Origin of the sequence: Paraburkholderia sp. IMGN_8 (assembly GCF_038050405.1) — a bacterium.
In the GTDB taxonomy this organism is placed as follows: domain Bacteria; phylum Pseudomonadota; class Gammaproteobacteria; order Burkholderiales; family Burkholderiaceae; genus Paraburkholderia.
In genome coordinates this window covers 78,096-102,862 of sequence record NZ_CP150900.1, presented here as the reverse complement: position 1 = coordinate 102,862, position 24,767 = coordinate 78,096, and the positions used below count along the sequence as shown (strand labels likewise).

The following is a 24,767-nucleotide window of genomic DNA, read 5'->3' as shown; positions in this document are numbered from 1 at the left end:
CATCCGCAGGCTGCTGCCGGCCACCACGCCATTCTCAGCCGGCGATGCGGGCGGCTTCGCGTTGCGCCAGTTGCAATCCGCCGTGCGCCGAGTCGGCCAGCGGCTCCCGTAGACGGGCCTGATAGACCTGCGGCACATACTCGCGCAACGGCGCGCCGAGGCCGCCGCACAGCGCGACTGGCAGGCTCGCCGAGGGGTCGAGCGCCGCAATCATCTTGCCCACCTCTGCACCGGCCTCGCCGAGCAAACGCGCTGCAAACGGATGCGTGCGATGCGCGATGACAATCGGCGCGAGCCTCGCATAAGCGGTCTGGTTAGCCTCGCAAAGCCACACGACGAGACTGTCGCGGTCACGCGCGCCGACGTGGATGAGCAGCGCCTGCGCCAGATCGTCGTTGGGCCCCCGTCCATCGAGCGCCTGTTGTGCGTGCGCAATGGCCCGCAGGCCGAGCCAGGCGCCGCTCGCTTCGTCGCCCGACGGATAACCGTAACCGCTGACGGTGCGGCATGCGCCGTCGCCGTCGAGCGCCGCCGCCACGCTGCCGGTACCGAGCGCGACGACCACGCCGGGCGCGCCGCCGTGCGCACCGAGCAACGTGGTGTAGGCATCGCTTTCAATTGCGAGTCCGGCCACCCCGGGCGCCAGCACGCGGAATGCTGCCAGCCAGTCGCGGTTGTTGACGCCCGCGAGCCCGCAACCGAGTACGCAACGCGACCAGTCCAGCGTCACGCCGGCGCGTACAAACGCCTCGTGGCAGCCTGCCTGAATGGCCTGCCATGCGCGTTCTACGCCAAGGCCCAAGCCTGACGGCCCGCTCGCCGCCTGCGCCAGTTCGCGGCCTTGCGCGTCGCCGAGCACGACGCGTGTGCCGCTGCCGCCGCCGTCAATGCCGAGCAGAAAGAAATCTGTAGTCATCGAATCGAGTGAATTCAGGTCGTGAATAACGCATAGCGTGGCAGGTCGATTTCAATTCGGCAATCGGCTGAACGGCCGGCTTGCAGCGCGCAGGCGTTCCGCTATGCTGGCGGGCGACATGACAACGCAGGAGCGCGAAAGTGACACAGCGATGCAACTGGGCGTCGAGCGAAGCGCTCGTACACTACCACGACACCGAGTGGGGCGTGCCCTCGCGCGACGACCAACATCTGTTCGAGATGCTCGTGCTGGAAGGCGCGCAGGCCGGCCTGTCATGGTCGACGATTCTCAACAAGCGGGCCGGCTATCGCCGCGCATTTGCCGACTTCGATATCGACAAGGTGGCGCGCTTCACGCCCAGGCAAGTCGATGCGCTCGTGCTGGACGAAAGTATCGTGCGTCACCGCGGCAAGATCGAAGCCGCCATCAACAACGCACGCGCCGTGCAGCAGATTCAGGCGGAGCACGGTTCGCTCGCCAACTTCGTGTGGTCGTTCGTCGATCAGACGCCGATCCAGAACGATTGGGCCTCGTACAAACAGGCGCCGGCATCGACCGAGGTCTCGGACGCGCTCAGCAAGGCGCTGAAGCGCTACGGCTGCAAATTCGTCGGCTCTACGATCTGCTACGCGTTCATGCAGGCGGTCGGCATGGTGAACGATCACGAAACGAACTGCATGTGCCGCGCGCGATGCGCGGCGCTCGGCAAGAAGGGACGCAATCGGAAAGCCGGCTGATGCGGCAACACTGCCGGCCCGCTTAGTGCCGCACGTCTAACAAAGGCTGGAGACTCCGGGAAACGCCCGAGCGGCGTTCGCCTTACGCGACAAGGCTGCGCGGGAAGCGGCAAGGGCTGTCATGCGCCCGCCGCGCATCAAATCCGCGCCCCAAAAGCAAAACGGCGATGTGGCTTCTTTCGAAGCTCACACCGCCGTTCGGCCGTGCAGAAAAAACGTGCTTAGTGCAGCTTTTTCGGCAGCATCTGGCTGCGCAGGCGCTTGTGCAGGCGCTTTACAGCAGCAGCCTTCTTGCGCTTACGTGCCGTTGTCGGCTTTTCGTACGATTGGCGCTCACGCAGTTCAGCGATCAGGCCGTTCTTTTCGATTGCGCGACGAAAGCGGCGAATCGCCACTTCGAACGGCTCGTTTTCCTTCAGAAGAATCGTCGTCATGTAATTCCTAACTCAATCACTTGATACGGGTTAATTGCGTGGCGGGAAATCGCTCACGCGCCGGCCCTCCGGTCGTTCCGATTCATGGCCAGTAACAGGCAAACGCGGGCAGAACCCGGCCAAACCACGAATGAAACGAGAGGCAAAGCGGCCACGGAGGCCGGAAAAGAGAGGTGGGGAGTTCACCGCGCAACGCGGACAGACGTAATGCAAAACCGCGTCTGCTGCCGTTTCGCCAACCTTTCATCAATGAAAAACATTGACGAAACAGGCAAAGATCTCAATTCACTCCTGATGATATCAGGAAACTCTCCATCCTACCAGGGGTTTAGCGATTGCGCCAGGTCACTTGCATAATCAGGCGCTCGCCTCGTCCAGTTCGCGGATATCGGCGCCGCTCAGCATCAGATGGACGGCGGCGGCGAGGCTTTTGAGCTGTTCGACCGAGGTGGCGCTGGCAATTGGGGCCGTTACGCTCGGCCGCGCGATCAGCCACGCCAATGCGACCGTGGCCGGCGTGCTGCCGTGCCGCTCGGCGACCCGGTCGAGCGCGCCCAGAATCCGCAGGCCGCGCTCGTTCAGATACTTCTCAACCCGGCTGCCGCGCGCCTTGTTGGCCAGATCTGCCGGCGAGCGGTACTTGCCGGACAGAAAGCCGCTTGCAAGGCTGTAATACACCACCACGCCGAGCTGATTGGCGAGCGCCACCGGCTCGATTTCGCTTTCATATTCCGCCCGGTCGTACAGGTTGTATTCCGGTTGCAGCAGCCGATATTCGGGCAGGCCATGCTGGCGGGACACGGCAAGCGCCTCCTCCACCCGTGCGCCGCTGTAGTTCGACGCGCCGATCACCCGCACCTTGCCCGCATCGATCAGCTTTTGATAGGCGCCGAGCGTCTCGGTCAGAGGCGTTTCAGTGTCGTCGTCGTGGGAGAAATAGACGTCGATGTAATCGGTTTGCAAGCGCCGCAACGAATCTTCGACGGCTGCCTGGATGTTGGCCGACGACAAGCCCTTGCGCTGCGGGTGTTTGGAGACTTTGGTGGCGAGCACGATCTTGTCGCGCTTGCCGCTCCGCCGAAACCACTTGCCGATGATGGTTTCCGACTCGCCGCCCTGGTTGCCCGGCACCCACGCGGAATAGACGTCGGCAGTATCGATAAAGTCGAGACCGGCATCGACAAACGCATCCAGAATCGAAAACGAGGTGGCTTCGTCGGCGGTCCAGCCGAATACATTGCCGCCGAACATAAGCGGCGCAACCTCTAATTCGGAACGTCCAATCCTGCGCTTATGCATGATTTCTCCGGGGTTTGTCACAAGAGAAAAAGAGAATACGCCAGCTTTTCGACACCTGCAGTGCATCTACCGAACAAGGCTGGAAGCCACTTCCAGACGCTCGCCGCGTCAGCCGGTCTGAAAAACAATTAGGTCGCAATTGCAGAAAGTCCCTCAAGTTTTTTTTAGGGACGCCGTCAACCTTCACTGAGGCGGCCAGCAATGAACGAGTGCTTCCGCCGATGCCATCGTGGCGTATTGGGCTCAAGGCTTATTTAGGAGATTTTCAATGCTCGGAATCAATAGCAACATCAACTCGCTGGTTGCACAGGAAAACCTTAGTGGCTCGCAAAGCGCCCTCTCGCAAGCGATCACCCGCCTGTCGTCGGGCAAGCGCATCAACAACGCATCTGACGACGCAGCAGGTCTGGCGATCTCGACGCGTATGCAAACGCAGATCAACGGCCTGAACCAGGGCGTGTCGAATGCGAACAACGGCGTGTCGATGATTCAAACCGCATCGAGCGCACTGTCCTCGCTGACCTCCAGCCTGCAACGTATCCGCCAACTGGCCGTGCAAGCATCGACCGGTGCGCTGTCGTCGAGCGACCAGGCAGCACTGCAGAAGGAAGTTTCGGCGCAGATCTCGGAAGTGAACCGTATCGCGTCGCAAACGACGTTCAACGGCACGAACATTCTGGACGGCTCGGCAGGCAGCATCTCGTTCCAGGTCGGTGCGAACGTCGGTCAAACGGTCAGCCTGAACCTGAGCCAGTCGATGTCGGCTGCGAAGATCGGTGGTGGCCTGGTGCAGACGGGCGCGACGGTCGGCACGGTCGCAGTGAGTCTCGATTCGACTGGTGTTTATACATCGGCTGCTAGCCCGGCGATCACGTCGGTCAACGTACTGTCGGACGGCAAGGGTGGCTATACCTTCACCGATCAAAACAACCAGGCTATCGCCGCGACTGTCGCAGCCGCGATTTTCAGCACGGGCACGCAGGCAGGCACCGGCACCGCCATCACCACGCTGGCACTCAGCGCCGGTGCACTCTCGCCTGGAGCCGCCTCCGCAGCCCAGACCGCCGCAGTTGCGCAGATCAACGCGATCAACGCCCCGCCGACGGTTTCGGGCCTGGACATCAGCACGGTCACCGGCGCAAACCAAGCGATGGTCTCCGTCGACAATGCACTGCAAACCGTGAACAACCTGCAAGCATCGCTCGGTGCCGCACAAAACCGCTTCACGGCGATCGCGACGTCGCAGCAAGCTGAATCGACCGACCTGTCGTCGGCACAATCGCAAATCACGGACGCCAACTTCGCACAAGAAACGGCGAACCTGAGCAAGGCGCAAGTGCTGCAACAAGCTGGTATCTCGGTGCTGGCGCAAGCCAACTCGAACCCGCAGCAAGTTCTGAAGCTCCTGCAATAAGAGCTGACGCAGTAACGGCGCTGCGCGCAAGCGCGGCGCAGCGCCGGGTTTCAAGCAACGGGAGGCATGCCTCCCGCTGTGCATTTCCGTTCCGTAGTGATGTAGCATCGCGCCACACCAACACAGATTCCTCGACGCCCGGAGCCTTTGCATGTCCTCGATCTCAACCACGTCTTCTACTGCAAGCGCCAATGCTGCGCTGCAATCGGCCGCTCAGTCGATTATCAGTGGCTCGACCGGCAACTCGTCGATGGATGTGTCGACGCTCGTTTCGGCACTCGTGAACGCGAAGACCGCAGGGCAAACGGCGGCTCTGACGGCGCAACAAACCAAAGACAACACCACGCTCTCCGCGTACGGCGCTCTGAGCTCCGCGCTGAGCGCGTTGCAATCGGGCCTCACGAACCTCGCCAACGGCACCACGCTGTCGACTTTCGCGGCAACCGCGAGCGGCACCGGCCTGACGGCAACGGCGGGCGCAGGCGCGGCAGCGGGCAGCTATTCGGTCGCGGTGACGCAGATCGCCAGCTCGCAGGCTTTGTCATCGGCGGCGTTCGGCGCCACGACGCAACTGGGCACCGGCACGCTGACGATCTCGCTCGGCGGCAAGTCGATGAACGTCAACGTCAACAGCACCAACAACACGCTCGCCGGCATTGCCTCGGCGATCAACGCCAGCAGCAGCAACCCCGGCGTCACAGCAACCATCGTGAACGGCACGGACGGCGCCCACCTCGTGCTGCGCTCGGCGAGCACGGGTGCGGCCAACGTCATCAATGTTTCGACCAGCAACGTCACGACCGACAACGGCCTGTCGAGCCTCGGCGTGACCTCGACGGCGAGCACCACCGGCGGCGCATCGTCGATCGTCTCGTCGAACACTTCCAAGGCCTGGACGCAAAGCGCGTCGGCCCAGGACGCGCAGTTCACGGTCGGCGGGATCGCGGCGAGCAGCTCGAGCAACGCCGTCACAACCGCGATTTCGGGCGTCACGATGAACCTGACGGCAGCTTCGGCAGGCACTACGCAGACGCTGACCGTTTCGCAGGACACCACGTCGCAGAATACCGCGATCACCAATTTCGTCAGCCTCTACAACACCGTCGTCACGACGATGGCCTCGCTCTCGTCGTACACCGCGGGGTCCAGCTCGCAAGGCCCGCTGCTGGGCGATTCGACGCTGCAGACGATCAAGAACACGCTGGCCACGATCGTCGGCGGCGCCGTCGGCTCGGGCAGCTCGGGCACCACGCTGGCGTCGATCGGCATTACGCTGAAGGACAGCCCGGCGGACGGCACGCTGGTGGTCGACAGCAGCAAGCTCACCACCGCGCTGACCAGCAGCCCGGCGACGATCGCCTCGCTGTTCAACTCGACCAACGGCATTGCCGCGCAGCTGAACAAAAGCATCACCACCTTCACCCAGACCGGCGGCATCATCGATACGCGCAACACCGCGCTGAACGCCGATCTGAAGAGCATCACCGCGCAGCAAACCTCGCTCGCCACCTACACGACGCAATTGACGAACCAGTATCAGGCGCAATTCACCGCGCTGAACACGTTGATGGCGACGATGAACAACAACTCGCAGTACCTGACCGCCCTGTTCGGCGGCACCAACAGCGCCGGAGCCTTGGCCACCAACAAGGCCTAAATAAATGAACGCGACCGAAATGACCCAGACGGAGTTGGTCGAACGTCTGCTGTCGATGACCCACGCGATCGAGCAGGCGGCCTCGCTTGCCGACTGGCCGGAAGCGGCGCGACTGACCGAAGCGCGCTCGCCGCTGCTGATGTCGCTGACCGCGAATCAGGAGCCGGCCGCGCTCGACATGATCCGCCGGATCCAGGCGATCGATGAGGCGCTTCTCGCCGATGCGCAAACCACCCAAAACGAACTGCACATTGAGTTCGAGGTGGCGATCGGGCGCACCAGGGCCGCCGGCGAATATCAGCGTGTCGCACGCCTGTAACCGGCGTCAAAGCCCGGCCGCTGCTGCCTGGCAGAAAAACTGGACCGAGCCGCATGACCAGACAATAAGAACCACGCGCTGAAGCCAAGTGCGCTCGTTCCCTCAGCCCGCCTCGTGCGGGCTTTTTTCTTGCCGTCCGGCTTTCCGCTCCCCCTGCCCATACGCCAAACAGGCGGCTTTTTTACCGTCATCTCCGCGCATCGGAAAGCCATGCCTCGTCGCACAATTTCCCTCATAGACCATTTTGTGCTGAGACCATGACTCTCCTGTACGACCAGCCGACCGCTGAGCCCTTGACGCCCGAACAACAACTCGAGCAAGACATTGCGCTCGTTTTGCAAACCGCGCTGGAGCACCATCACAAGGGGGAACTCGACGACGCCGAAGCGCTGTACCAGGCGATCCTTGAAGCGAAGCCCGCGCATCCGGACGTGAACTACAACCTCGGTGTGCTGCGCGTACAAACCTCACGGCCAGCCGAGGCGCTGCCGCACTTCGAACTGGTGCTCGGTATTGCGCCACACAACGGTCAATACTGGGTCGCCTATATCAACGCGCTGATCGACGCCGGCCAGACGCCCGCCGCTTGGCTTGCGCTTGAAATGGGGCAGCAGCAAGGTCTCAACGGGCAGGCGGTTGACGGCCTGATCGCCCGAATGGCGAGTCCGGAGAGCGTTATTCAGACGTTCGCCGTGCCTGTGGATTCCACGACACCACCAGTAAACGAACAAACAGGCACAGAACCTCCGGCTGCACTCGGGGAATACGCGGTGGAAACCGGCAAGACCAGCATCACCGCACGACGCAAGGTCACTCCGCAGGACAGAAGTCGTTTGACATCACTGTATAACAGCGGTCGCGTCGTGGAAGCAATCAAGCATACACGCACGCTCACGCAGCGTTATCCCACGGACAATTTTGCCTGGCGCTGGCTAGGCATCGCGCTGCACCGTCACGGTCAATACGGCGATGCAGTGGAGCCGTTGCGTAAAGCCGCCGAATTACTGCCGGATGACCTGGAATGTCAGATGTTGCTGGCCGATACGCTACGCCTCAGGTCTCGATATGCCGAGGCCGAACAGGTATGCCGAGCCATGATCGCTATCAACCCGGAGCACGCAGAAGGGCATCGTATTCTTGGCATGACGCTGGTGGCGCAAGGCCGTGTCTCTGATGGAGTCGCCCATAGCCGCCGTGCAGTTGAACTGACGCCGGATTTGTCCATCGTGCATAGCTCCCTCGGGGTACTGCTGCTCGATCTGGGATTTGTGCAGGAAGCCGAGCAGTGCTTCCGCCGGGCGCTCGAAGTCACCCCGACGGACCAGGTCTCGCACAACAACCTTCTATTCACATTGACGCACAATCCCGAGATCGAACCCGAGACGTTGCTGACCGAGCACCTCAAATTCGCCGAAACCCACGAAGCGCCGGTGCGCGCGCAGTGGCCACATCACGCGAACAACCGCAACCCGACGCGTCAGCTGAAAATCGGCCTCGTATCCGGCGACCTGTTCCGGCACGCGGTGTCGTCTTACCTGATGCCGATCATGGAGCACCTCGCGAAGGATGCGAGTCTGTCCCTTCATGTATACAACAACCACAACCTCGAAGACGACCGGACGGAGGTCATGCGCGGGTTCGCGACTCAGTGGCAGCAGATCACCGGTCTGCCGGACGCGCAACTGGCCAACCGGATCCGCGATGATCGGATCGACATTCTGTTCGACCTGTCGGGTCACACCGGCCGGAACCGCCTTCTGACGTTCGCCCGCAAACCGGCCCCGGTTCAAGTGAGCTGGATAGGCTACCCGGCAACCAGCGGCCTGAGCGCGATGGACTACTACTTCGCGGACCAATTCGCGGTGCCGTTTGGACTGATCGAACGCCAGTTCACGGAAAAGATCGTCCATCTGCCGTCGAGCGCCGCATTCCAGCCTGAGAAAAACTCACCGCCGGTCAACATTCTGCCGGCCATGCACAACGGCTATATCACGTTTGGCAGTTTCAACCGCCTCAATAAGCTGCGCCCCGACGTGATCGCGTTGTGGGCGGAACTGCTGCGCGCGGTGCCATCGTCGCGGATGCTGGTCGGCTCGATTACCACGCCTGAAGATGAAAAGGTGTTCACCGACTGGTTCGCCAAGGAAGGCATCACGCGCGACCGCTTGACGTTCCGCCCGCGCACGATAATTCCGGTCTACCTGCAACAGCATTTCCACGTCGATATCTGCCTCGATACGTTCCCGTACACGGGTTCGACCACGGTCCTGAACTCGCTGTGGATGGGCGTGCCGACACTGACGATCGCCGGCGACACACTGCCGAGCCGAGCCGGCGCGACCTGGATGTCCCACGTCGGACTGCAAGATTTCCTTGCAACGGATAAGGCAGACTTCGTCGCTAAAGGCGTCGCGCTGTCCTCCGACATTGCTGCGCTCGCGGCGCTTCGGACCGGCTTGCGCGAGCGCTGCCTGGCATCGGCGGCATTCCGGCCCGAGGTGGTGGCCGCGGGCCTGTCGCGCGCCTTGCGGATCATGTGGCAACGCTGGTGCGACGGCCAACCGGCCATTGCCTTCGGCGTGTCGGCAGAGGACGCTACTGGCGGCGCAGCCGATGCGACCGCACCCTCCGAAACAGGGGAAAACAAGTGAACGCAGCCTTACCGCTTGGCGCCGTCGAGTCGCAGACCGATGAGCGCATCTACGTCACCCAGCCGCATCTCGCGCCGCTCGAAGAATTCATTCCTTATCTTCGGCAGATCTGGGATAGCAAAGTCCTGACCAATGGTGGCCCGTTTCACCAACAGTTCGAAGCGGCCCTGTGCAAGTACCTCGGCGTGCGCCATCTGGCGCTGTTCACCAACGGCACGCTGGCGCTGCTCACCGCGCTACAGGCGCTGCGCGTGACCGGTGAAGTGATCACGACGCCATATTCGTTCGTTGCGACTGCGCACTCGCTGGTCTGGAACGGTATCAAGCCCGTATTCGTCGATGTCGATCCGACGACGCTGAACCTCGACCCTGCCAAGATCGAGGCGGCGATTACGCCGCAAACCACCGCGATCATGCCGGTGCATTGCTACGGTAAGCCATGCGACGTCGAAGCGATCCAGAAGATCGCGGATAACTACAACCTGAAGGTGATTTACGACGCGGCACATGCTTTCGGCGTGCAAACCGAAGCCGGCAGCGTACTCGAACACGGCGACCTCGCAGTGCTGAGCTTTCACGCGACCAAGGTCTTCAACACATTCGAAGGCGGCGCGATCATCTGCCAGGACGCGAAGACGAAGCAGCGCATCGATCATCTGAAGAACTTCGGTTTTGTCGACGAAGTGACAGTGGTTGCGTCCGGCATCAACGGCAAGATGAGCGAAATCAACGCGGCATTCGGGCTGTTGCAATTGCAGCATATTGACGAAGCGCTGGCACGGCGCGCGCAGATCGACGCGATCTATCGCGAACGGCTGCGCGACGTGCCAGGCATCCGTTGCCTGCCGAAAGCGGGCGAAAAAGTGGCGAACCACTCGTACTTTCCGATTCTCGTCGGTCCGGAATATCCGATCAGCCGTGACGCGCTGTATCAGAAATTTCGGGACCACGACATCTACGCACGCCGCTATTTCTACCCGCTGATCTCGGACTTTCCGATCTATCGTGGCCTGCCGTCCGCGCGCCGCGAAAACCTGCCGGTCGCGCATGCCGCCGCGCAGCAGGTGTTGTGTCTGCCGATTTTCCCGGCGCTGACGGACAACATGCTCGATCGCATCATCGGACTCATCGCGGATTGCTGACCGTCATGAAGCTCGCGATCATGCAGCCCTACTTGTTTCCGTATATCGGATATTTCCAGCTGGCGGCCGCAGTCGACAAGTTCGTCTTTTACGACGACGTGAACTTTATCAAGAACGGCTGGATCAACCGCAACCGAATGTTGCTGGGCTCAGAGGTCCGGTATGTGACTGTGCCGCTTGCCGGAGCAAGCCCTTCGCTTAAGATCAACGAGGTATTGATCCAGCCGCGCGAGCATTGGCTCCGTAAGCTGCTCGAATCGATTCGCCACGCGTATGCGAAAGCGCCCCACTATCTACGTATCAGTGAACTGGTCCAGCAGATTCTGTCGGCGCCTTTTGAGCATATCTCGCTGCTTGCGTCGCACACCGTCGTGGAAATCTGTAAGTACCTGGAGATCGACACCGAGTTCGTCGCTACCTCGGCAACATACAGCAATGCGCAACTCAAAGGCGCGGCCCGGGTGATCGACATCTGCGCGAAGGAGCAAGCGCGCATCTATCTGAACCTGCCGGGCGGCCGGGCACTTTACGACAGCAAAGCGTTCTCTGCGCGCGGCGTCGAGCTCGCCTTCATCGAGCCAAACCTCTGTCCGTACTCGCAATTCGACGATGCATTCCACCCGGCTTTATCGATTCTCGACGTGCTGATGTTCAACAGCAAAGACTGCGTTAGAGACATGCTTTGCGTGCAGGTGACCGCATGAACGCCGACGAGTCGCGTGCAATCGGCGGATATTTCGAGCTGGAACTGCCACAGGCCGGGTCGCCCCTTCACGACGGCGCGCTGTGTTTTCAGTCGTCGCGAGCAGCGTTCTTAGCCATGCTTCGCTCGCTGCGCCCCACGGCTGTCTGGATACCCTGGTACATCTGCGATGCCATGATCGAGCCGCTGCGCATGGCCGGCACACCGGTCAAACGCTATCGGCTCGACTCGGATTTGCGCGTGCAATCCGTCGACCTCGCGCAGGGTGAGTGGCTTGTCTACGTGAATTACTTTGGCCTGTGCGAGCGCCAGGTCGACGACGTGCTCAACCGGTTTCCGCGCGAGCGCGTCGTGATCGACAATGCCCAGGCATTGTTCGCGCAGCCACGCGATTGCCTGGCGACGCTGTACTCACCGCGCAAATTCCTCGGTGTGCCGGATGGTGGGTATCTCATCACGCAGCAGCCGGTTGATATGCCGAATTCGATCGACCATGCCTCGGTACAACGCTGCACGCATCTGTTGAGCCGACTGGCGCAAGATGCGGAGGCAGGTTACGCAGACTACGCGGCAGCTGAAGAAAGCCTGAAAAATCAGGAGCCGTTGCAGATGTCGCGACTGACACAGCGCATGCTCGCGAGCGTCGACTACGACGCCGTGCGCGCAAGGCGAGTGGCGAACTTTGCCTTCTTGCACCAGAAGCTGCAGCGCCACAACCGCTTCAGGTTTCACCATAGCGAAGGTGCCGTGCCGCTTTGCTACCCCTATTTCGGCGCACCCTCAGGACTTCGCGAAGCACTTCGGGTGCAACGCGTCTACACGCCCGGCTACTGGCCGGACGTCGAGACCGCCGAAGGGGTGCCGGAGTTCGAACGCGATCTTCCTGCCTCGACGCTTTTCTTACCGTGCGATCAGCGGCTCACGCGCGATGATCTGGCGCCGATAGTGCAACGCTTACTGGACCGACTCGGATGATCAACGACAAGATATTCCTACGTGAGATCGAACGCGGCGACCTTCCGACCATCAATGCATGGCGCGCCGATCAGGCGCTGGTAAGTCTTCTCGGCGGTGCCTTCCGGCATGTGGGCCCCGAGATCGACGGCAAATGGTTCGATAGCTATCTCGGTTCCCGCGCGAGTAACGTTCGTCTCGCGGTGTGCCTGGCGTCTACTCAGGAAGTGATTGGCGTGACGTATCTGCTGGGAATCGACTGGGTGAACCGATGCGCGGAGTTCTCGATCCAGATCGGCGCAGAGTCGGCGCGCGGCCAGGGGATCGGCGAGGCCGCAACACGCTTGACGCTAGAGCATGCATTCAGCGACCTCAATCTGCACCGTGTTTCGTTGACCGTACTCTCGTCCAATGCGCGCGCCATTGCGCTCTACGAAAAAGTGGGTTTTCGCGCCGAGGGCCTGATGCGGCAGGCGGCGTTCAAAGCCGGGCACTACGTCGACGTCGTTCCGATGGCCATGCTCGCTGCTGATCGGTTCTGAGCCATTCACCCTTTCCCGTTGCCTCGCCCCATTCATGAATACGATTGATGCCCGACACGACACTGCGCTTGCAACGGCAGGCTGGACCATCCTTCCCCAGCTGATTCGCACCGATTTGATAGACTCGCTGGTCGAGGCACTAGCCCCCTCCCTCAAGTTGCGCGACGAGATCCGGCAACGCAATGGCGTGCAGGAAAACAGCGCCGGCACCTTGCATCACCTGTTGATGGATAGCGAGTGTTATGTCGAACTGCTGACGGAGCTCTCAGTCCTGGAGCCGGTTTTCAAACGATTCTTCGACGGCAACTTTGTCCTCAATTCGTACGGCGGCGTAATCAACGAGCGCGACTCGCGCTCCTACGTGCAGAACGTACACCGCGATATCCGTTTCGGCTCCGACACGCGGCGCTTCATGCTGAATGCGTTGGTGATGCTCGACGATTTCACGCTGGACAACGGCGCGACACATATCCTTTCGCACTCGCAAAACATCGCGAAGCAGCCCGACGACGAAACGTTTTACGCCCAGGCATCGCGTGCCACTGGCGAGCGTGGCTCGGTGTTGCTGTTCGATTCGCGGATGTGGCACGCAACTGGCCGCAATGCCACCAACGCGCCAAGGCGCGCTTTGACATTGACCTTCACCAGCCCCTTCTTTAAACCGCAGCTCGACTACGCCCGGCTGTTCGGCTACGGCAGTCTCGATCGATGTAATGCGTGGATGCGCCAGGTACTAGGCTTCAACGCCCGGGTGCCCGAGTCGCTCGACGAGTTTTACGTTCCGGTCGAACGGCGTTTCTATCAACGTGGACAGGATTGATTTCATGAGCAGAGACTACAACGCGGAAGCGAAGGACCATCCCGAACATCGCTACGCTTACGACTTCGACTATCTGATGCATGAGTACATGCTTCGGACATTTGCGCCGTTCTTCGCTAGCGGCAACGCGCTCGAACTGGGATGCTTTGAGGGCAATTACACGCGGCTGGTCGCCCAGCGCTTCGACGCGCTGGAAGTGGTCGAGGCATCGGCGGACTGCATCACGGTTGCGTCAGGCAAGGTGAACGGCGCGGTCAAATTTCACCACTCGACGTTCGAGACCTTCGAGCCGGCGCAGCGCTATGACAATATTTTCCTGATCCACACGTTGGAACACCTAGATCATCCGGTCGAGGTGTTAAGCCGGATCGTTAGCTGGCTGTCCGAGGGCGGACGCCTGTTCGTGGCCGCACCGAATGCACGCGCGGGATCGCGGCAGATCGCCGTCAACATGGGGCTGATCGATCATCCGGCGGCAGTAACGGCGGCGGAGGCGGCGCACGGTCATAGAGTGACCTATTCGATCGACACGCTGAGGGCGGATCTGCGAGCGGCGAAGCTCCGCCCGGTCACGGAAGGCGGCATCTTTTTCAAGGGCCTTGCCAACTTCCAGATCGACGCCGCGCTACAGGCCGGCATCATATCCAGGGCGTATCTGGACGGCTGCTTCGAGTTGGGACGCGTCTACCCCGACCTGTGCTCGAGCATATACGCGATCTGCGAGCGCGGCCCGAGCGTCTGATCGGATTGCGGGCGGTGCCACTTCACCGCCTGAACCGCCCCCCAACCACCCCCGCCAAACCCACGCCCCAGAAACTGCCCACTCGCCCTAGCATTGCCCAGATTATGACCCTGCTTTAGCGAATCGAGTTGCTGGGTCTGATTCGCATTCGGCTGAACCGGCTGCCAGCCGCTCGCGCTGACCTGGCGTCGGACATGCCGCGCAACGACACATACGATTGCGCGAAAAACGGAATATTTTTATAGGCGACCCCATCCCTTTGCATACGCAAATAAAGACAAAGAAAGGGCGCTACATTTTTGTTCGATTAAATCGACTTAATCACCGGAGCGAGTTTGCCTGGCTCGTAAGCCTCAAGCGGACGGAAAAGTATGCAAAACGCATAAGATGCGCGGCTCAATCCCTTCAAGTCTCGCGGTTAGCCTACGAAGGGGGTATAGCCGGATACAGGGCTTGCATGGACGCTCCTTGGACAAGAGACGCCGCACCAAACGAAGCATGCGGGAGATAAAAAATGCACGTCGATGATTTCTTTGCGGAATACTAGCAAACGTTTCGCGAAATAAAAGCAACAGCAGGGGCTGCAATAATCGCTGTGCGCCATTAGACTTGCGCTCGTTTCAGGACGACCCACTGTTATTAATGAGGCTTTCATGATTCGCACGATGCACCGATACTGCATTGCTTTGACCGTTGTAGTTCTTTCAGCTTGCACCGTTACGCCGCGCCACGACGCGGGCGAATCGTCGGCTAGCGCATCGACGGGCGCCGCGCTTGCTTCATGGAACGACACCGCAACGAAGCGCTCGGTCGTCGATTTCGTCACGCTGGTGACGACGCCCGAATCGAAAGACTTTATCGCACGCACCGACCGGATCGCCGTATTCGATAACGACGGCACGTTGTGGCCCGAGCAGCCCGCGTCGATACAAATGGTGTTCGCACTGCAACGCGTGAAGACTGTCGCCGGGCGGCATCCGGAATGGAAACGGCAGGAGCCGTTCCGCTCGATTCTGAAAGGCAATCTGAAAACCGTCGCGGCGAGCGGCGATGCGGGCTCGATGAAATTGCTGGCAGCCGCGCACGCCGGCATGACCAGCGATCAATTCGCCGCGCTCGTGCACGAATGGTTCGACACCGCGAGCGATCCGCGCTTTAACCGTCCGTACACCGGCCTTGCGTATCAGCCGATGCTCGAGTTGCTCGGCTATCTGCGCGCCAACGGCTTCAAGACCTATCTGGTCACCGGCGGCGACGTCGAGTTCGCCCGCGACATGGCGAAGCGTGTGTATGGCATTCCGCCCGAGCAGGTGATCGGCAGCACCGTCAAGTACAAGTACAGCCAGACCAGCAGCGCGGCGTCGCTGACTCGCCTCGCGCAGGTCGACAACCTGGTCGATGGCGCGGCCAAGCCGCTCGCCATCGATCGCGTGATCGGCAGGCGTCCGGTGATCGCGTTCGGCAACTCGGACGGCGACGTGCCGATGCTCGAATGGACCTCGGCGGGCGACGGCCCACGCCTCTCGGCGCTGCTGCATCACACGGACGGGGAGCGGGAATATGCGTACGACCGCGCGTCGAAAAGCGGCAAACTCGACAAGGGTCTGGACGAATCCAACACGAAAGGCTGGATTGTGATCGATATGAAGGACGACTGGAATACGGTGTTCAAAGCGGATGTTGCGACGGCGGCGGCCTCGGCTGCGGCGCCGGCAAACTAGGCAGGCGAACTGAAAGGCAAGGGAAAATCGCGTTGAAACTCGACCAGATTTGGCGCGCCCGGCTGGGATCGAACCAGCAACCCCTGCCTTCGGAGAGCCAGAAACGGTGTTTTCTGCTGTTCACCCATGTTTCCCACCTCTTTTAGAATCAACGCCTTAGTGCTATTGCGATCGGTCGTGTAAATCACTGTTCACCGCAGGCTTTGCCCTACCGTTGCCCTAGGCTATACTTTTGCCCAATTAGCGAGGGCTAGTGCATGGGGCAGAAATTCAAAATCGACCGCGAGTTTCTGCGATCACTGAAAGCGAACGGTAAATATCAAGACTTCGCAGACAGCGATCCGCGCGGGTTCGGCGTCAAGGTCACGCCGGCCGGCAAGATCTCATTCACCATTCGCTGGACAAAGCCCGACGGCAAACAAGGCCGGCGCGTGCTCGGCTACTGGGACGAGATGAATCCTGCGGCGGCGCGCGAGCTCGCACGAAAGGCACTGCGTGACGTCGACAAAAAGAGCGATACAACCGCCGAGATCCTTGAGCGGCGCCGGCGGAAAGCAGAGGCTCAGCAGATTGTCGGCACACCCACACTCGAGACCTTCATCGCCGATCGCTATGGCGACTGGCTGGCCGCGAACACTCGCAGCAGCGGCGCGACGCTTGATCGATTGGCCAGGGCGTTTGCCGAACATAAGGACAAGCCGCTCGCCGAGTTCACCGCGTGGATCCTCGATAAATGGCGCTCGGCACGATTGAAGGGCGGCGCGAGCGCTGCCACTGTCAACCGCGACCTTTCTGCGCTCCGTGGCGTTTTCTCGCGCGCGCTCGAATGGGGGGTCATCGCCGAACATCCAATGAAAACCATTAAGGCGCTCGATGCGCCGAGCGGCAAGGTGCGCTGGCTGTCAGACGTCGAAGAAACGCGGTTGCGGGCCGCGCTCGACGCGCGGGAAGAGCGCGAGCGGGCAGCCAGGGATAGCGCGAATGCATGGCGGGCGGCGCGGGGCTACGCCGAGATGCCGGATATGCGGATCATGGCGTTTGTTGATCATTTGAAGCCAGCAGTTTTGCTGTCTATCAATACCGGTCTGCGACAAGGCGAGCTGCTGAAGCTGGAGTGGCAGCACGTGAATCTCGACCGTGCGTTCCTGACCGTAATCGACGCTTCGTCAAAGTCGGGGAAGCAACGGCACATTCCGCTCAATGACGAGGCGCTGTCGACGCTGAAGGCATGGCGCGAGCAGTCCCGGCACAGCATCGTATTCGCGAGCGCCGACGGCGCGGTGCGCGTCGATGTCAAAACGGCGTGGCAGAAGCTGCTGAAGGACGCCAAGATCACCAATTTTCGATGGCACGACATGCGCCACCATTTCGCGTCCCAGCTGGTTATGGCTGGCGTGGACCTCAACACCGTGCGCGAACTGCTGGGCCATGCCGACCTGACCATGACACTGCGATACGCCCACCTGGCTCCCGAACACCTGTCGGCGGCCGTGGCGAAGCTGAACCGCCCCGTACTGCAAGCCGCCGACGAGAGGACGGTATGAGCAAAACAAGCGACGAGAAGAAGGAAAGATTTATAACAGAGTCGGGATTGATCCACTTGGCAAAGGATCGACGTATCAGGGTCACCCCTGACTACTTGGTGTCGCATCTCCGAGACTGGACCGAAGAAGACCTTACCCAGCCAGTAATGGAGCGCCTGATTCCCTTCCTCGAGGATAAGGCCACTCGAGCAAACGATGCCGCTGGGGCTCGAGTGATGGCCGCGGCTAGTCACACAAAGGATGCTATCCGGACGGGCGATGCCGGGCGGGCTGCGGCCTACTGCGCGCTAATGATCTGTGAAGCCCTGATGGCCGCATATGTGCCCGACAGCGAACGCGCTGAAATGGACATGATGGACATAAAGTGGGGGACAAAAAAAGCGGCCGACAACGGCATCGGTGTCATCAATCGCGACCTCAAGAAACTGGAGGATATGGCGGTAGATTGGGCTGCTCAAATCTGGCGCGAAAGGCCGGCAGAGCGCATCGGGGACGTTGCGGACAAGATCGGCGCGAAACTGATGGTATGTAAGAGCGAGGGTACTAATTGGCCTAAGAACGTGAAAAAGGAGCCGACCGATCAAACGATAAGAGACTGGCTAAAAAAGGCCGCCAAAGATGGGCGTTTGACCATTCCGCCGGAAGCACAACGCGCCGGCGCGCCAAAGAAAAAATAGGGGTGTCCGCTGCGGAAATGGGGATTCCCGCAGCGGAAGGGAAATTTTAATTCAGTCCGCTCATAAATAGACTCGCTTCATGGTTACTCAGGTGGGTAACCGCTCACGAAGTGAGGGACTATGAAATCGAATGTGACGGTCGCCACAGCCCACGATCAAGGCGCGTGCGTACCGAAGAATTGGGGCGACTCTCTCAGCTATACCATTCCGCAATTCTGCGCGGCATACCATTTCAGCCGCGTCTATTACTACACCCTGAAGGCCAAGGGTAAAGCGCCGAAGGAACTCCGCATCGGCCGCCGCGTCGTCATCACCCGCAAGTGTGCAGAAGAATGGGAAGCGATGATGCTTGCTGAAACGCAGGCAGATGGCGGCAATCGCACCGCGATCATTTGAGGTGCGCGCCATGACATCGCGCCGAGGTTTGATCTTGACGGCGCAGGTTCTCGACATCCGTCGCAACGCCAGTGAACGGCTATCGATTCTGGATGACAGTGTGCGGAGATCGATTTCATGAGTGTCAAGTTGATGGCTCTCGTATGGGACCGATATCCACAAGGCGGCGGCGAGTTGAATCTGGCTTTGAAGCTGGCCGATCACGCGCACGACGACGGCACGCATATCTTCCCGGGCGTCGATATGCTCGCACAGCGGACTCGCCAGTCGAAGCGTGCCGTGCAGTACCAGCTTCGCCGCATGGAGTCCATAGGCTGGTTGCAGACCGTTGCTTACCCCAAAGGCGGTCGCGGAAAGTCGCGCGAGTATCGCATTAGCCGGGAGTGGATAAATGGTGCAGAACTTGCACCCTTTAGGAACGACAAGAAGTTATCCACAAAGGGCGCAAAAACTGCATCGTTTGAAAACGGAAAGGGTGCAAACGGTGACAAGAAAGGGTGCAATCCAGAACGTGAAAGGGTGCAATCTGAAGCACAAAACCATGCAACAGCTGTTGCACCCCAACAGTCAGTAACCGTCATAGAACCGTCAGTGAATCGTCATGGCGCCATGGATCGCGCGCTTGTGGATAACTCCAACGAGACGACGACTGATGATGATCTAAACGCTCATCAAACCCAAAAACCGCAAACCAGCGAAAACGACGCTGGCGCCTCTGGCGGCGCGCGGGATGACTCAGCGCCCGCGGACGATAGCGCTAGCGGCGTGGCGGCGCGCGATGACGGCGTGTCGATCACTTTCGAGTGGCTCAAGTCCGCTGGCGTGAAGGTAGAACCCGAATCCCCGCTGATCGCAGGGTGGAACAAGGCAGGCGTAACGCGGCAGCAGATCGAACTCGGCGTCGAGAAGTGCAAACCGTACAAGCTCAACGGCGTTCCGGCTGCGTACCTCGCGCCGGCCATTGAGGAAATGCTTAATCCGCCAGAGCGCGCCGCAAAGCGAATCTCTGTCGGTACGGATGAGGCCAGCGTGAAGGCGGCGGCGCGCGCTATCGGCCTGGATCAAGGTCGCCAAGGGGAAAGCCTGCCCGAATACCGGCGGCGCGTTCTGGAAGCAATGGATAAAGGGAAACGGGCGGCGGCATGAACGATCCAGTCATATATTCGGAATTCATGGCATTGATCGCCCAGTTCGCGATTATTGCCAGACGCGCCGAACTGAGTATTTATTGGGCTATGGAGATTGACAAGCCCCTGGGGGATGTCCTTGCGCTTGAGGATGCCGCCGCCGAGGCGCGCAGATGCATGAACGAACTAATCGCGATATGCGGACGGATGAGGGCGCCATGACCGCCGATCATCGCCAGCCCGGCATGTGCAGCGCCTACGGGTGTCCGATGGTCGTTACGACCAGAAGCGGCGGCCGGTGGTACTGCGCGTGCCATGCGGGCAAGTCGCCTGCCCTGAATGACCAAATAACGCGAGAGTTGCGCAGGCTTGATTTCATCGTCGACAGTGTCATCGACCTACGCAAGGAATATTCGCTCGGCGATTGGGAGGCTGCGTCTAATCGGATTCAGGCGCGTTTGATTGCCGCAGGCCGCAGAGATTTGGCTATCGGGGCGGCCGACTGTTCGCCTCACCGGCCAGGCGTCCCGATCGCTCGCATGTGGTTGCAACGCCTCGAGCGGATTCTGATTGAAGCCACTGATGCCGCGGCCTCTCGGTCAACGTTTGTTCCATCAGTCCCGCTTAGAAAATCGATCATTGGGCCGACGCACGCATCGACCGTGCATCCGTACGCAGATCCGGATCGAGCATGAGTGAATCCCGTCGAGTAATGTTTCAAGCGCGGTTATTTGAATCTTCAGCAGAACTTAAAACGGTCCTGCAGACGCTCACGGGGCGGCGCGGGGATGTTGCGCCTGAACTCCTACGTCGACTTGAGGCTCAGCGAACCGCCGCCGCGTCTCTGGGGCGATTCAGCGAAAGCCTGAATGTCGATGCCTATCGGCACGCCCGCGAGATGCTGCCGGCGGTAGCGGCCGGTTTCCTGCCCGCTGACCGGCTTGAAGTGCTCCTGTTGCGACTGGAATGCGATTTCCGCGGAGCGGCGGCGCGCGCACTACGCTCGACGTCTGGGAAACGGTTCGAACCATTCTGGCGGGAATTTGATGCGATCGCGCGTCGCCGCACCTGCCGTACTGCGGAGGCCGTGTATGAGGCCGTGAAAGCGTCAGGCGTCCCGCATCCACATCCGAAACTGAGCGTCGCGAAGCGGCGTTATGGAAAGTTAGTGAAGTGAATCTCAAAGACCTTCCGTTTGCTTGATCGGTGAATGGAGGCGCGGGCAACATGTCTTTATCGCACTTCTCTTTTTGGAGCCCCCAGGACAATGAACATTTTCAACCGTAACCGTTCCTCGCTCAGCGAGGCTGAAGCAACGATTCAGGAACTGCTCTCGCTACCCGAGTTTTTAGACCATCGCAATAGAATCGAGGCGCGTAAGGTCGCAAAACGCGTAGAGGTCAGGCGACAACTCGACACGGTGGACGAGCGCCATGAGGCACCGATCAAAGCCGCACTGGTGAAGGAGAGCAAGTTGGCCGATCAGATTAGTACCCTTCGCGAAGAGCTCGACAACCTGAATAACGAGATGCGAGACGCGCAACTTGCTTTGTTTAGCGTCCGCCAAGTGCGGGAGAAAGAATTTTTCGATCTTCAAAAGACCCTCTACGACAGCCGCGATTTGCGGATCGACGAGTTTCAAATCCAGCTTAACGCCGTACGGGACTCGCTCAGGAATCAGTTGAGATTCCAGACCGAAATTGTTGGCAAGAATGAATGGATCAATACTCCGATCTTCGCCGATCGCAGTAACTTCGACGAAATATCGACCGGCGTGGGTCTTGCAGACAAGGCGCTCGCGACGCTCCAGAAAATGCCGCTCGAGCCGTTGACGCGCGCCGAGATCAGCGAGCGGCTGACCGGAATGTCGAGCACTATCGCCCCGATTTGTAGAAAGCTAGGAATTGCGTGGCCTGTCATCAATGACGACGGCGAGGTTCAACTTGCGGCGAGCTTTGCGCACGAGCAAGCGCCGGAGTTGCCTGGGAAAATTGACAAAAAAGCGGACCGCCAGATGGCACGGAGGCTCGCATGAAAACCATGCGTCCCACGTCCCCCGATGAGGAGACTCGGCTGTACTTGACGGCCATTCACGAAAGCGCCCACGCGGTGGCGGCCGAACAAATATTTGGCAGCGCGACTCACATCGAAATCACGCGACATTCGAATTCCGAAGATGGTGTCTGGTTCAGGGGTAAGTGCACTCATATCTCCGCTTCCAATGATTGGGCCGGTCGCAAAACGTGTGCCTTGGCGGGTGGCGTGGCTGAGGCCTTGGCATGGTCAAGCGGAAAATATCTTAGCGATAGTGCGCTGGATCGCGAAATCGATGCTCGGATATCGGAAGGTGACAGGGTCAATGCGGCCACATTCGTCCGCTCAGACGTTCATGCGACGATCCGCAAGGTGAGCGACTGGTGGCCTCGGATCGAGGCTCGAGCTCAAGCCGAGATTGCCGCGTTTCACGGCGCGCAAGCTCCGACTTCCACAATTGCCAATCCCGCGGTCGAATCGACGAAGCAACCCCCGACAGTAAGCGCTGACGACGATCTACCTCTTTTGCTTTGGATGGGTGACCCGCGCAAGTGCCCACCGGGAATGGAGCCGTATTACGAGCTCTTGAAGTGATGGCTCATCGGCCACAGTTAAACCAATTTTCCGCCCAAGGAGAATCATATGGCAACTCGAATCGTTTGGAATGCTCCGGAAACGGCCGCCGCGGCTCTTGCCGCGAATCTTGATTCGAACGGGTCTGCATGGTGCCTCGTCAAAGTCGATCAATCGAACGGCGCCGCTTTTGGCAATGGGCCGCAGTACCGCACTGTTCGCTTTGCCAAGGGTATCGACGGTGCCCCGGATGCTTGGTTGGACGGCGGGAATGGTCTGGACTTGCGCGGCGCTGTTACCGGCTGGACTTTCATCGAATAAGGTGTGACCTTGAACGTCCAAATCTTCAATATCTGCCTCTTGCTCGGATGGGCCATGGTTCTCGCAGGCGGCGTGATCATCAATCCCGGTTGGGGTATCGCCATCGCTGGTGCATTGCTGATCGGCCTGACGCTTGCGGCTGCCTATATCGCGGGCTGGGAGCAGCCGGTGCCCCGCAAAACCAACAATATCGAGTCGGCCTAATGTTCCTCTCACGCATCCGCGCCGATGGCGCGACCGATCGGTCGCCATGGGGGTCTTTCTGGTTCGCGCCGGTCGGCATTCGCACGTCTTCAGGCGTTCGAGTCACGCCCGCGTCGGCCATGACGCTTCCGGATGTGCTGGCTTGCGTTCGTGTGCTGGCGGAATCGTTCGCGATCATGCCATTCGAGCTTTATAAGCCGAAGGCATCGGGCGGTCGCACGAAAGAGCGCACGCACTGGCTCTATAAGCTGATCGAGAAGGCGCCGAACCGCTTTCAGACGCCGTATGAATGGCGAATGATGCTGCAAGGGCACCTGGCGTTGCGTGGAAATGCCTTCTGCCAGATCATCGCCAATCGTCTCGGCGAGATTACCGAGCTGCTCCCATTGCACCCCGATCGCATGAAGATCGAGTTGCTTGACAACGGTGATTATCGCTATCGATATATCGATCAGAACGGCAATACCATCACTTACAGCCGGCACGATATCTGGCATCTGCGTAGCCTGAGCGACGACGGCTATATGGGTCTAAGCCTCATCACGCTCGCGTGCCAGGCAATTGGCGAAGGGCTGTCGATGCAGGACTATTCGACGAGGTTTTTCGCCAACGATGCGAAACCCGGCGGCGGATGGATCGAATACCCAGGTGGGTTCGCGAGCAGGGAAGCCAAGCAGCAATTCCGCGATTCCTGGCAGGATCTGCAGGGCGGATCGAACCGCGGCAAGGTTGCCGTGCTCGAGCGCGGCATGAAGTTCCACGAACTCGGCCTCACGAACAAGGACAGCCAGTTCATTGAGGCGCGCGGTGCCAAGACGACCGAGATCGCGCGCATTTTCCGCGTGCCACCGCACAAGATCGGCGACCTGAGCAAGGCAACCTTCAGCAACATCGAGCAACAGTCCATCGAGTTCTGGACGGACACGATGATTCCATGGGCTCGGCTGTGGGAATACTCGCTCTGCTTCAATCTGCTCGGCCCCGATTCGGATCTTGAGCCGGATTTCGACCATAAGCCAATGATGCGCGGCGATGGCGCGGCGCGCGCTACCCGCATCACCCAGCTCGTCCAGATCGGCGTCATGACCCGCAACGAGGGCCGCGAGGAAGAGGGCTACGATCCGATCGCCGGCCTCGATGAGCCGCTCCAGCCGTTGAATCTGGCCGAGGATTCGGCACGGGCGAGACGCTGAACGAAGCCGTCCAGCGTCGTTCTGGCGGCCTCTGTGACGACGATAGGGGTAGGGGGATCGAATCTCTGGCGTTTTGGATCGCGGGAAACCGAGCGTTCCCGCACGCGGAGAAAAAATCGTTGTTTGAACATCTCTCGGTGAGGAGGAATTCAGCAAATGAGTGGCACTAAAGGAAAAAGCGGAGGTGCGCGCGCCAATGCTGGCGGCGCTCGGCCGGGCGCCGGCCGGAAATCAAAGGCCGGACCCGCTAAATCAGCAAATCACGCTCCGAAGACGTCGAAAACGGGCGCCCCCCGCAAGCCGGCAGCAAAGCCAGGGCAGGTTGAGGGGGCGCACCGGCCGGCAAAAAAGGAGAGCCTGGAACAGCAGGCACACGGTGGCGCGCTCAAGCGCACGAAAGCGGTTCCCGTGCCGATGGGGGATCGTGACGTGCTGACGATGCTGCAGGACGTCGCGCTCGGCCGCGTTGAGGCTACGGCGGCCCAGATCCGCGCGGCCTGCGGAGCGTTGCCGTTCCTCTACGCCAAGAAGGGCGAAGGCGGAAAGAAGGAGGAGCAAGCTGATAAGGCGAAGCGTGCGGCCAGCAAGTTCGTGGCGCTCTCGCCTCCGGCGCGGCTCGTCGTCAACAACAAGGACAAAAAATAGGA

At 60.3% G+C, this 24,767-nt stretch carries 28 protein-coding genes; 25 read left to right on the top strand and 3 right to left on the bottom strand.

Annotation, left to right across the window (positions count from 1 at the left end):
* Nucleotides 1-34: 34 nt before the first annotated feature.
* On the bottom strand, nt 35-916 hold the full coding sequence (locus WN982_RS00465; protein ID WP_341313915.1) for a BadF/BadG/BcrA/BcrD ATPase family protein: 882 nt from the start codon (nt 914-916) through the stop codon (nt 35-37).
* Nucleotides 917-1,056: 140 nt separating this feature from the next.
* Here WN982_RS00465 and WN982_RS00460 point away from each other — a divergent pair, with 140 nt between their 5' ends.
* Entirely contained in the window at nt 1,057-1,653 is a 597-nt protein-coding gene (locus tag WN982_RS00460; RefSeq protein WP_341313914.1) for a DNA-3-methyladenine glycosylase I, read from the top strand.
* A gap of 221 nt (nt 1,654-1,874) precedes the next feature.
* Here the strand turns inward: WN982_RS00460 and rpsU are convergent, their stop codons facing one another.
* Both rpsU and WN982_RS00450 read right to left on the bottom strand, forming a co-directional pair.
* Nucleotides 1,875-2,087, bottom strand: a complete 213-nt coding sequence (gene rpsU, locus WN982_RS00455; RefSeq protein ID WP_006050883.1) for a 30S ribosomal protein S21 — start codon at nt 2,085-2,087, stop codon at nt 1,875-1,877.
* Nucleotides 2,088-2,444: 357 nt separating this feature from the next.
* Nucleotides 2,445-3,386, bottom strand: a complete 942-nt coding sequence (locus WN982_RS00450; RefSeq protein WP_341313913.1) for an aldo/keto reductase — start codon at nt 3,384-3,386, stop codon at nt 2,445-2,447.
* Between the two features lie 268 nt (nt 3,387-3,654).
* Here WN982_RS00450 and WN982_RS00445 point away from each other — a divergent pair, with 268 nt between their 5' ends.
* The 24 genes from WN982_RS00445 to WN982_RS00330 all read left to right on the top strand — a co-directional run bounded on the left by WN982_RS00445 (nt 3,655) and on the right by WN982_RS00330 (nt 24,765).
* Complete coding sequence (locus tag WN982_RS00445; RefSeq protein WP_341313912.1) at nt 3,655-4,800, top strand: flagellin; 1,146 nt, start codon at nt 3,655-3,657, stop codon at nt 4,798-4,800.
* A gap of 151 nt (nt 4,801-4,951) precedes the next feature.
* Nucleotides 4,952-6,457 (top strand): flagellar filament capping protein FliD, encoded by a 1,506-nt coding sequence (gene fliD / locus WN982_RS00440; protein ID WP_341313911.1) that lies wholly within the window; start codon nt 4,952-4,954, stop codon nt 6,455-6,457.
* A gap of 4 nt (nt 6,458-6,461) precedes the next feature.
* A complete protein-coding gene (locus tag WN982_RS00435) occupies nt 6,462-6,776 on the top strand; it encodes a flagellar protein FliT (RefSeq protein ID WP_341313910.1) in 315 nt (104 codons plus the stop codon).
* A 257-nt stretch (nt 6,777-7,033) separates the two neighbouring features.
* The gene (locus tag WN982_RS00430) at nt 7,034-9,427 is read left to right on the top strand and encodes a tetratricopeptide repeat protein (protein ID WP_341313909.1); all 2,394 of its coding nucleotides are present in this window, start codon (nt 7,034-7,036) and stop codon (nt 9,425-9,427) included.
* On the top strand, nt 9,424-10,569 hold the full coding sequence (gene vioA, locus WN982_RS00425) for a dTDP-4-amino-4,6-dideoxy-D-glucose aminotransferase VioA (protein WP_341313908.1): 1,146 nt from the start codon (nt 9,424-9,426) through the stop codon (nt 10,567-10,569). Before WN982_RS00430 ends, vioA begins: the two co-directional genes overlap by 4 nt.
* Nucleotides 10,570-10,574: 5 nt before the next feature.
* A complete protein-coding gene (locus tag WN982_RS00420; RefSeq protein ID WP_341313907.1) occupies nt 10,575-11,273 on the top strand; it encodes a WbqC family protein in 699 nt (232 codons plus the stop codon).
* Nucleotides 11,270-12,247 (top strand): hypothetical protein, encoded by a 978-nt coding sequence (locus tag WN982_RS00415; RefSeq protein ID WP_341313906.1) that lies wholly within the window; start codon nt 11,270-11,272, stop codon nt 12,245-12,247. The genes WN982_RS00420 and WN982_RS00415 overlap by 4 nt, the downstream gene beginning before the upstream one ends.
* Nucleotides 12,244-12,768 (top strand): GNAT family protein, encoded by a 525-nt coding sequence (locus WN982_RS00410; RefSeq protein WP_341313905.1) that lies wholly within the window; start codon nt 12,244-12,246, stop codon nt 12,766-12,768. Before WN982_RS00415 ends, WN982_RS00410 begins: the two co-directional genes overlap by 4 nt.
* Before the next feature lie 34 nt (nt 12,769-12,802).
* Nucleotides 12,803-13,588, top strand: coding sequence for a phytanoyl-CoA dioxygenase family protein (locus tag WN982_RS00405; RefSeq protein WP_341313904.1), 786 nt, complete (start codon nt 12,803-12,805; stop codon nt 13,586-13,588).
* Between the two features lie 4 nt (nt 13,589-13,592).
* Complete coding sequence (locus WN982_RS00400; protein WP_341313903.1) at nt 13,593-14,330, top strand: class I SAM-dependent methyltransferase; 738 nt, start codon at nt 13,593-13,595, stop codon at nt 14,328-14,330.
* Between the two features lie 653 nt (nt 14,331-14,983).
* On the top strand, nt 14,984-16,051 hold the full coding sequence (locus WN982_RS00395; RefSeq protein WP_341313902.1) for an HAD family hydrolase: 1,068 nt from the start codon (nt 14,984-14,986) through the stop codon (nt 16,049-16,051).
* A gap of 257 nt (nt 16,052-16,308) precedes the next feature.
* Nucleotides 16,309-17,595 (top strand): site-specific integrase, encoded by a 1,287-nt coding sequence (locus tag WN982_RS00390; RefSeq protein WP_341313901.1) that lies wholly within the window; start codon nt 16,309-16,311, stop codon nt 17,593-17,595.
* Nucleotides 17,592-18,272: a hypothetical protein gene (locus tag WN982_RS00385; protein ID WP_341313900.1), complete on the top strand. Its 681-nt coding sequence runs from the start codon at nt 17,592-17,594 to the stop codon at nt 18,270-18,272. Before WN982_RS00390 ends, WN982_RS00385 begins: the two co-directional genes overlap by 4 nt.
* Nucleotides 18,273-18,392: 120 nt before the next feature.
* Nucleotides 18,393-18,668, top strand: coding sequence for a hypothetical protein (locus tag WN982_RS00380; protein WP_341313899.1), 276 nt, complete (start codon nt 18,393-18,395; stop codon nt 18,666-18,668).
* Between the two features lie 117 nt (nt 18,669-18,785).
* On the top strand, nt 18,786-19,814 hold the full coding sequence (locus WN982_RS00375) for a hypothetical protein (protein ID WP_341313898.1): 1,029 nt from the start codon (nt 18,786-18,788) through the stop codon (nt 19,812-19,814).
* Nucleotides 19,811-20,017 carry a hypothetical protein gene (locus WN982_RS00370; protein WP_341313897.1) on the top strand — a complete coding sequence of 69 codons (207 nt, stop codon included), beginning with the start codon at nt 19,811-19,813 and terminating at the stop codon, nt 20,015-20,017. Before WN982_RS00375 ends, WN982_RS00370 begins: the two co-directional genes overlap by 4 nt.
* Complete coding sequence (locus WN982_RS00365) at nt 20,014-20,490, top strand: hypothetical protein (protein WP_341313896.1); 477 nt, start codon at nt 20,014-20,016, stop codon at nt 20,488-20,490. The genes WN982_RS00370 and WN982_RS00365 overlap by 4 nt, the downstream gene beginning before the upstream one ends.
* Nucleotides 20,487-20,972, top strand: coding sequence for a hypothetical protein (locus WN982_RS00360; protein WP_341313895.1), 486 nt, complete (start codon nt 20,487-20,489; stop codon nt 20,970-20,972). Before WN982_RS00365 ends, WN982_RS00360 begins: the two co-directional genes overlap by 4 nt.
* 90 nt (nt 20,973-21,062) lie before the next feature.
* Nucleotides 21,063-21,830, top strand: coding sequence for a hypothetical protein (locus tag WN982_RS00355; protein WP_341313894.1), 768 nt, complete (start codon nt 21,063-21,065; stop codon nt 21,828-21,830).
* Complete coding sequence (locus tag WN982_RS00350; RefSeq protein WP_341313893.1) at nt 21,827-22,423, top strand: hypothetical protein; 597 nt, start codon at nt 21,827-21,829, stop codon at nt 22,421-22,423. Before WN982_RS00355 ends, WN982_RS00350 begins: the two co-directional genes overlap by 4 nt.
* Before the next feature lie 48 nt (nt 22,424-22,471).
* Entirely contained in the window at nt 22,472-22,723 is a 252-nt protein-coding gene (locus WN982_RS00345) for a hypothetical protein (protein ID WP_341313892.1), read from the top strand.
* A gap of 9 nt (nt 22,724-22,732) precedes the next feature.
* The gene (locus WN982_RS00340) at nt 22,733-22,927 is read left to right on the top strand and encodes a hypothetical protein (protein ID WP_341313891.1); all 195 of its coding nucleotides are present in this window, start codon (nt 22,733-22,735) and stop codon (nt 22,925-22,927) included.
* Nucleotides 22,927-24,120 (top strand): phage portal protein, encoded by a 1,194-nt coding sequence (locus tag WN982_RS00335; protein WP_341313890.1) that lies wholly within the window; start codon nt 22,927-22,929, stop codon nt 24,118-24,120. The genes WN982_RS00340 and WN982_RS00335 overlap by 1 nt, the downstream gene beginning before the upstream one ends.
* A 156-nt stretch (nt 24,121-24,276) precedes the next feature.
* Nucleotides 24,277-24,765, top strand: a complete 489-nt coding sequence (locus WN982_RS00330; RefSeq protein WP_341313889.1) for a hypothetical protein — start codon at nt 24,277-24,279, stop codon at nt 24,763-24,765.
* Nucleotides 24,766-24,767: the final 2 nt, after the last annotated feature.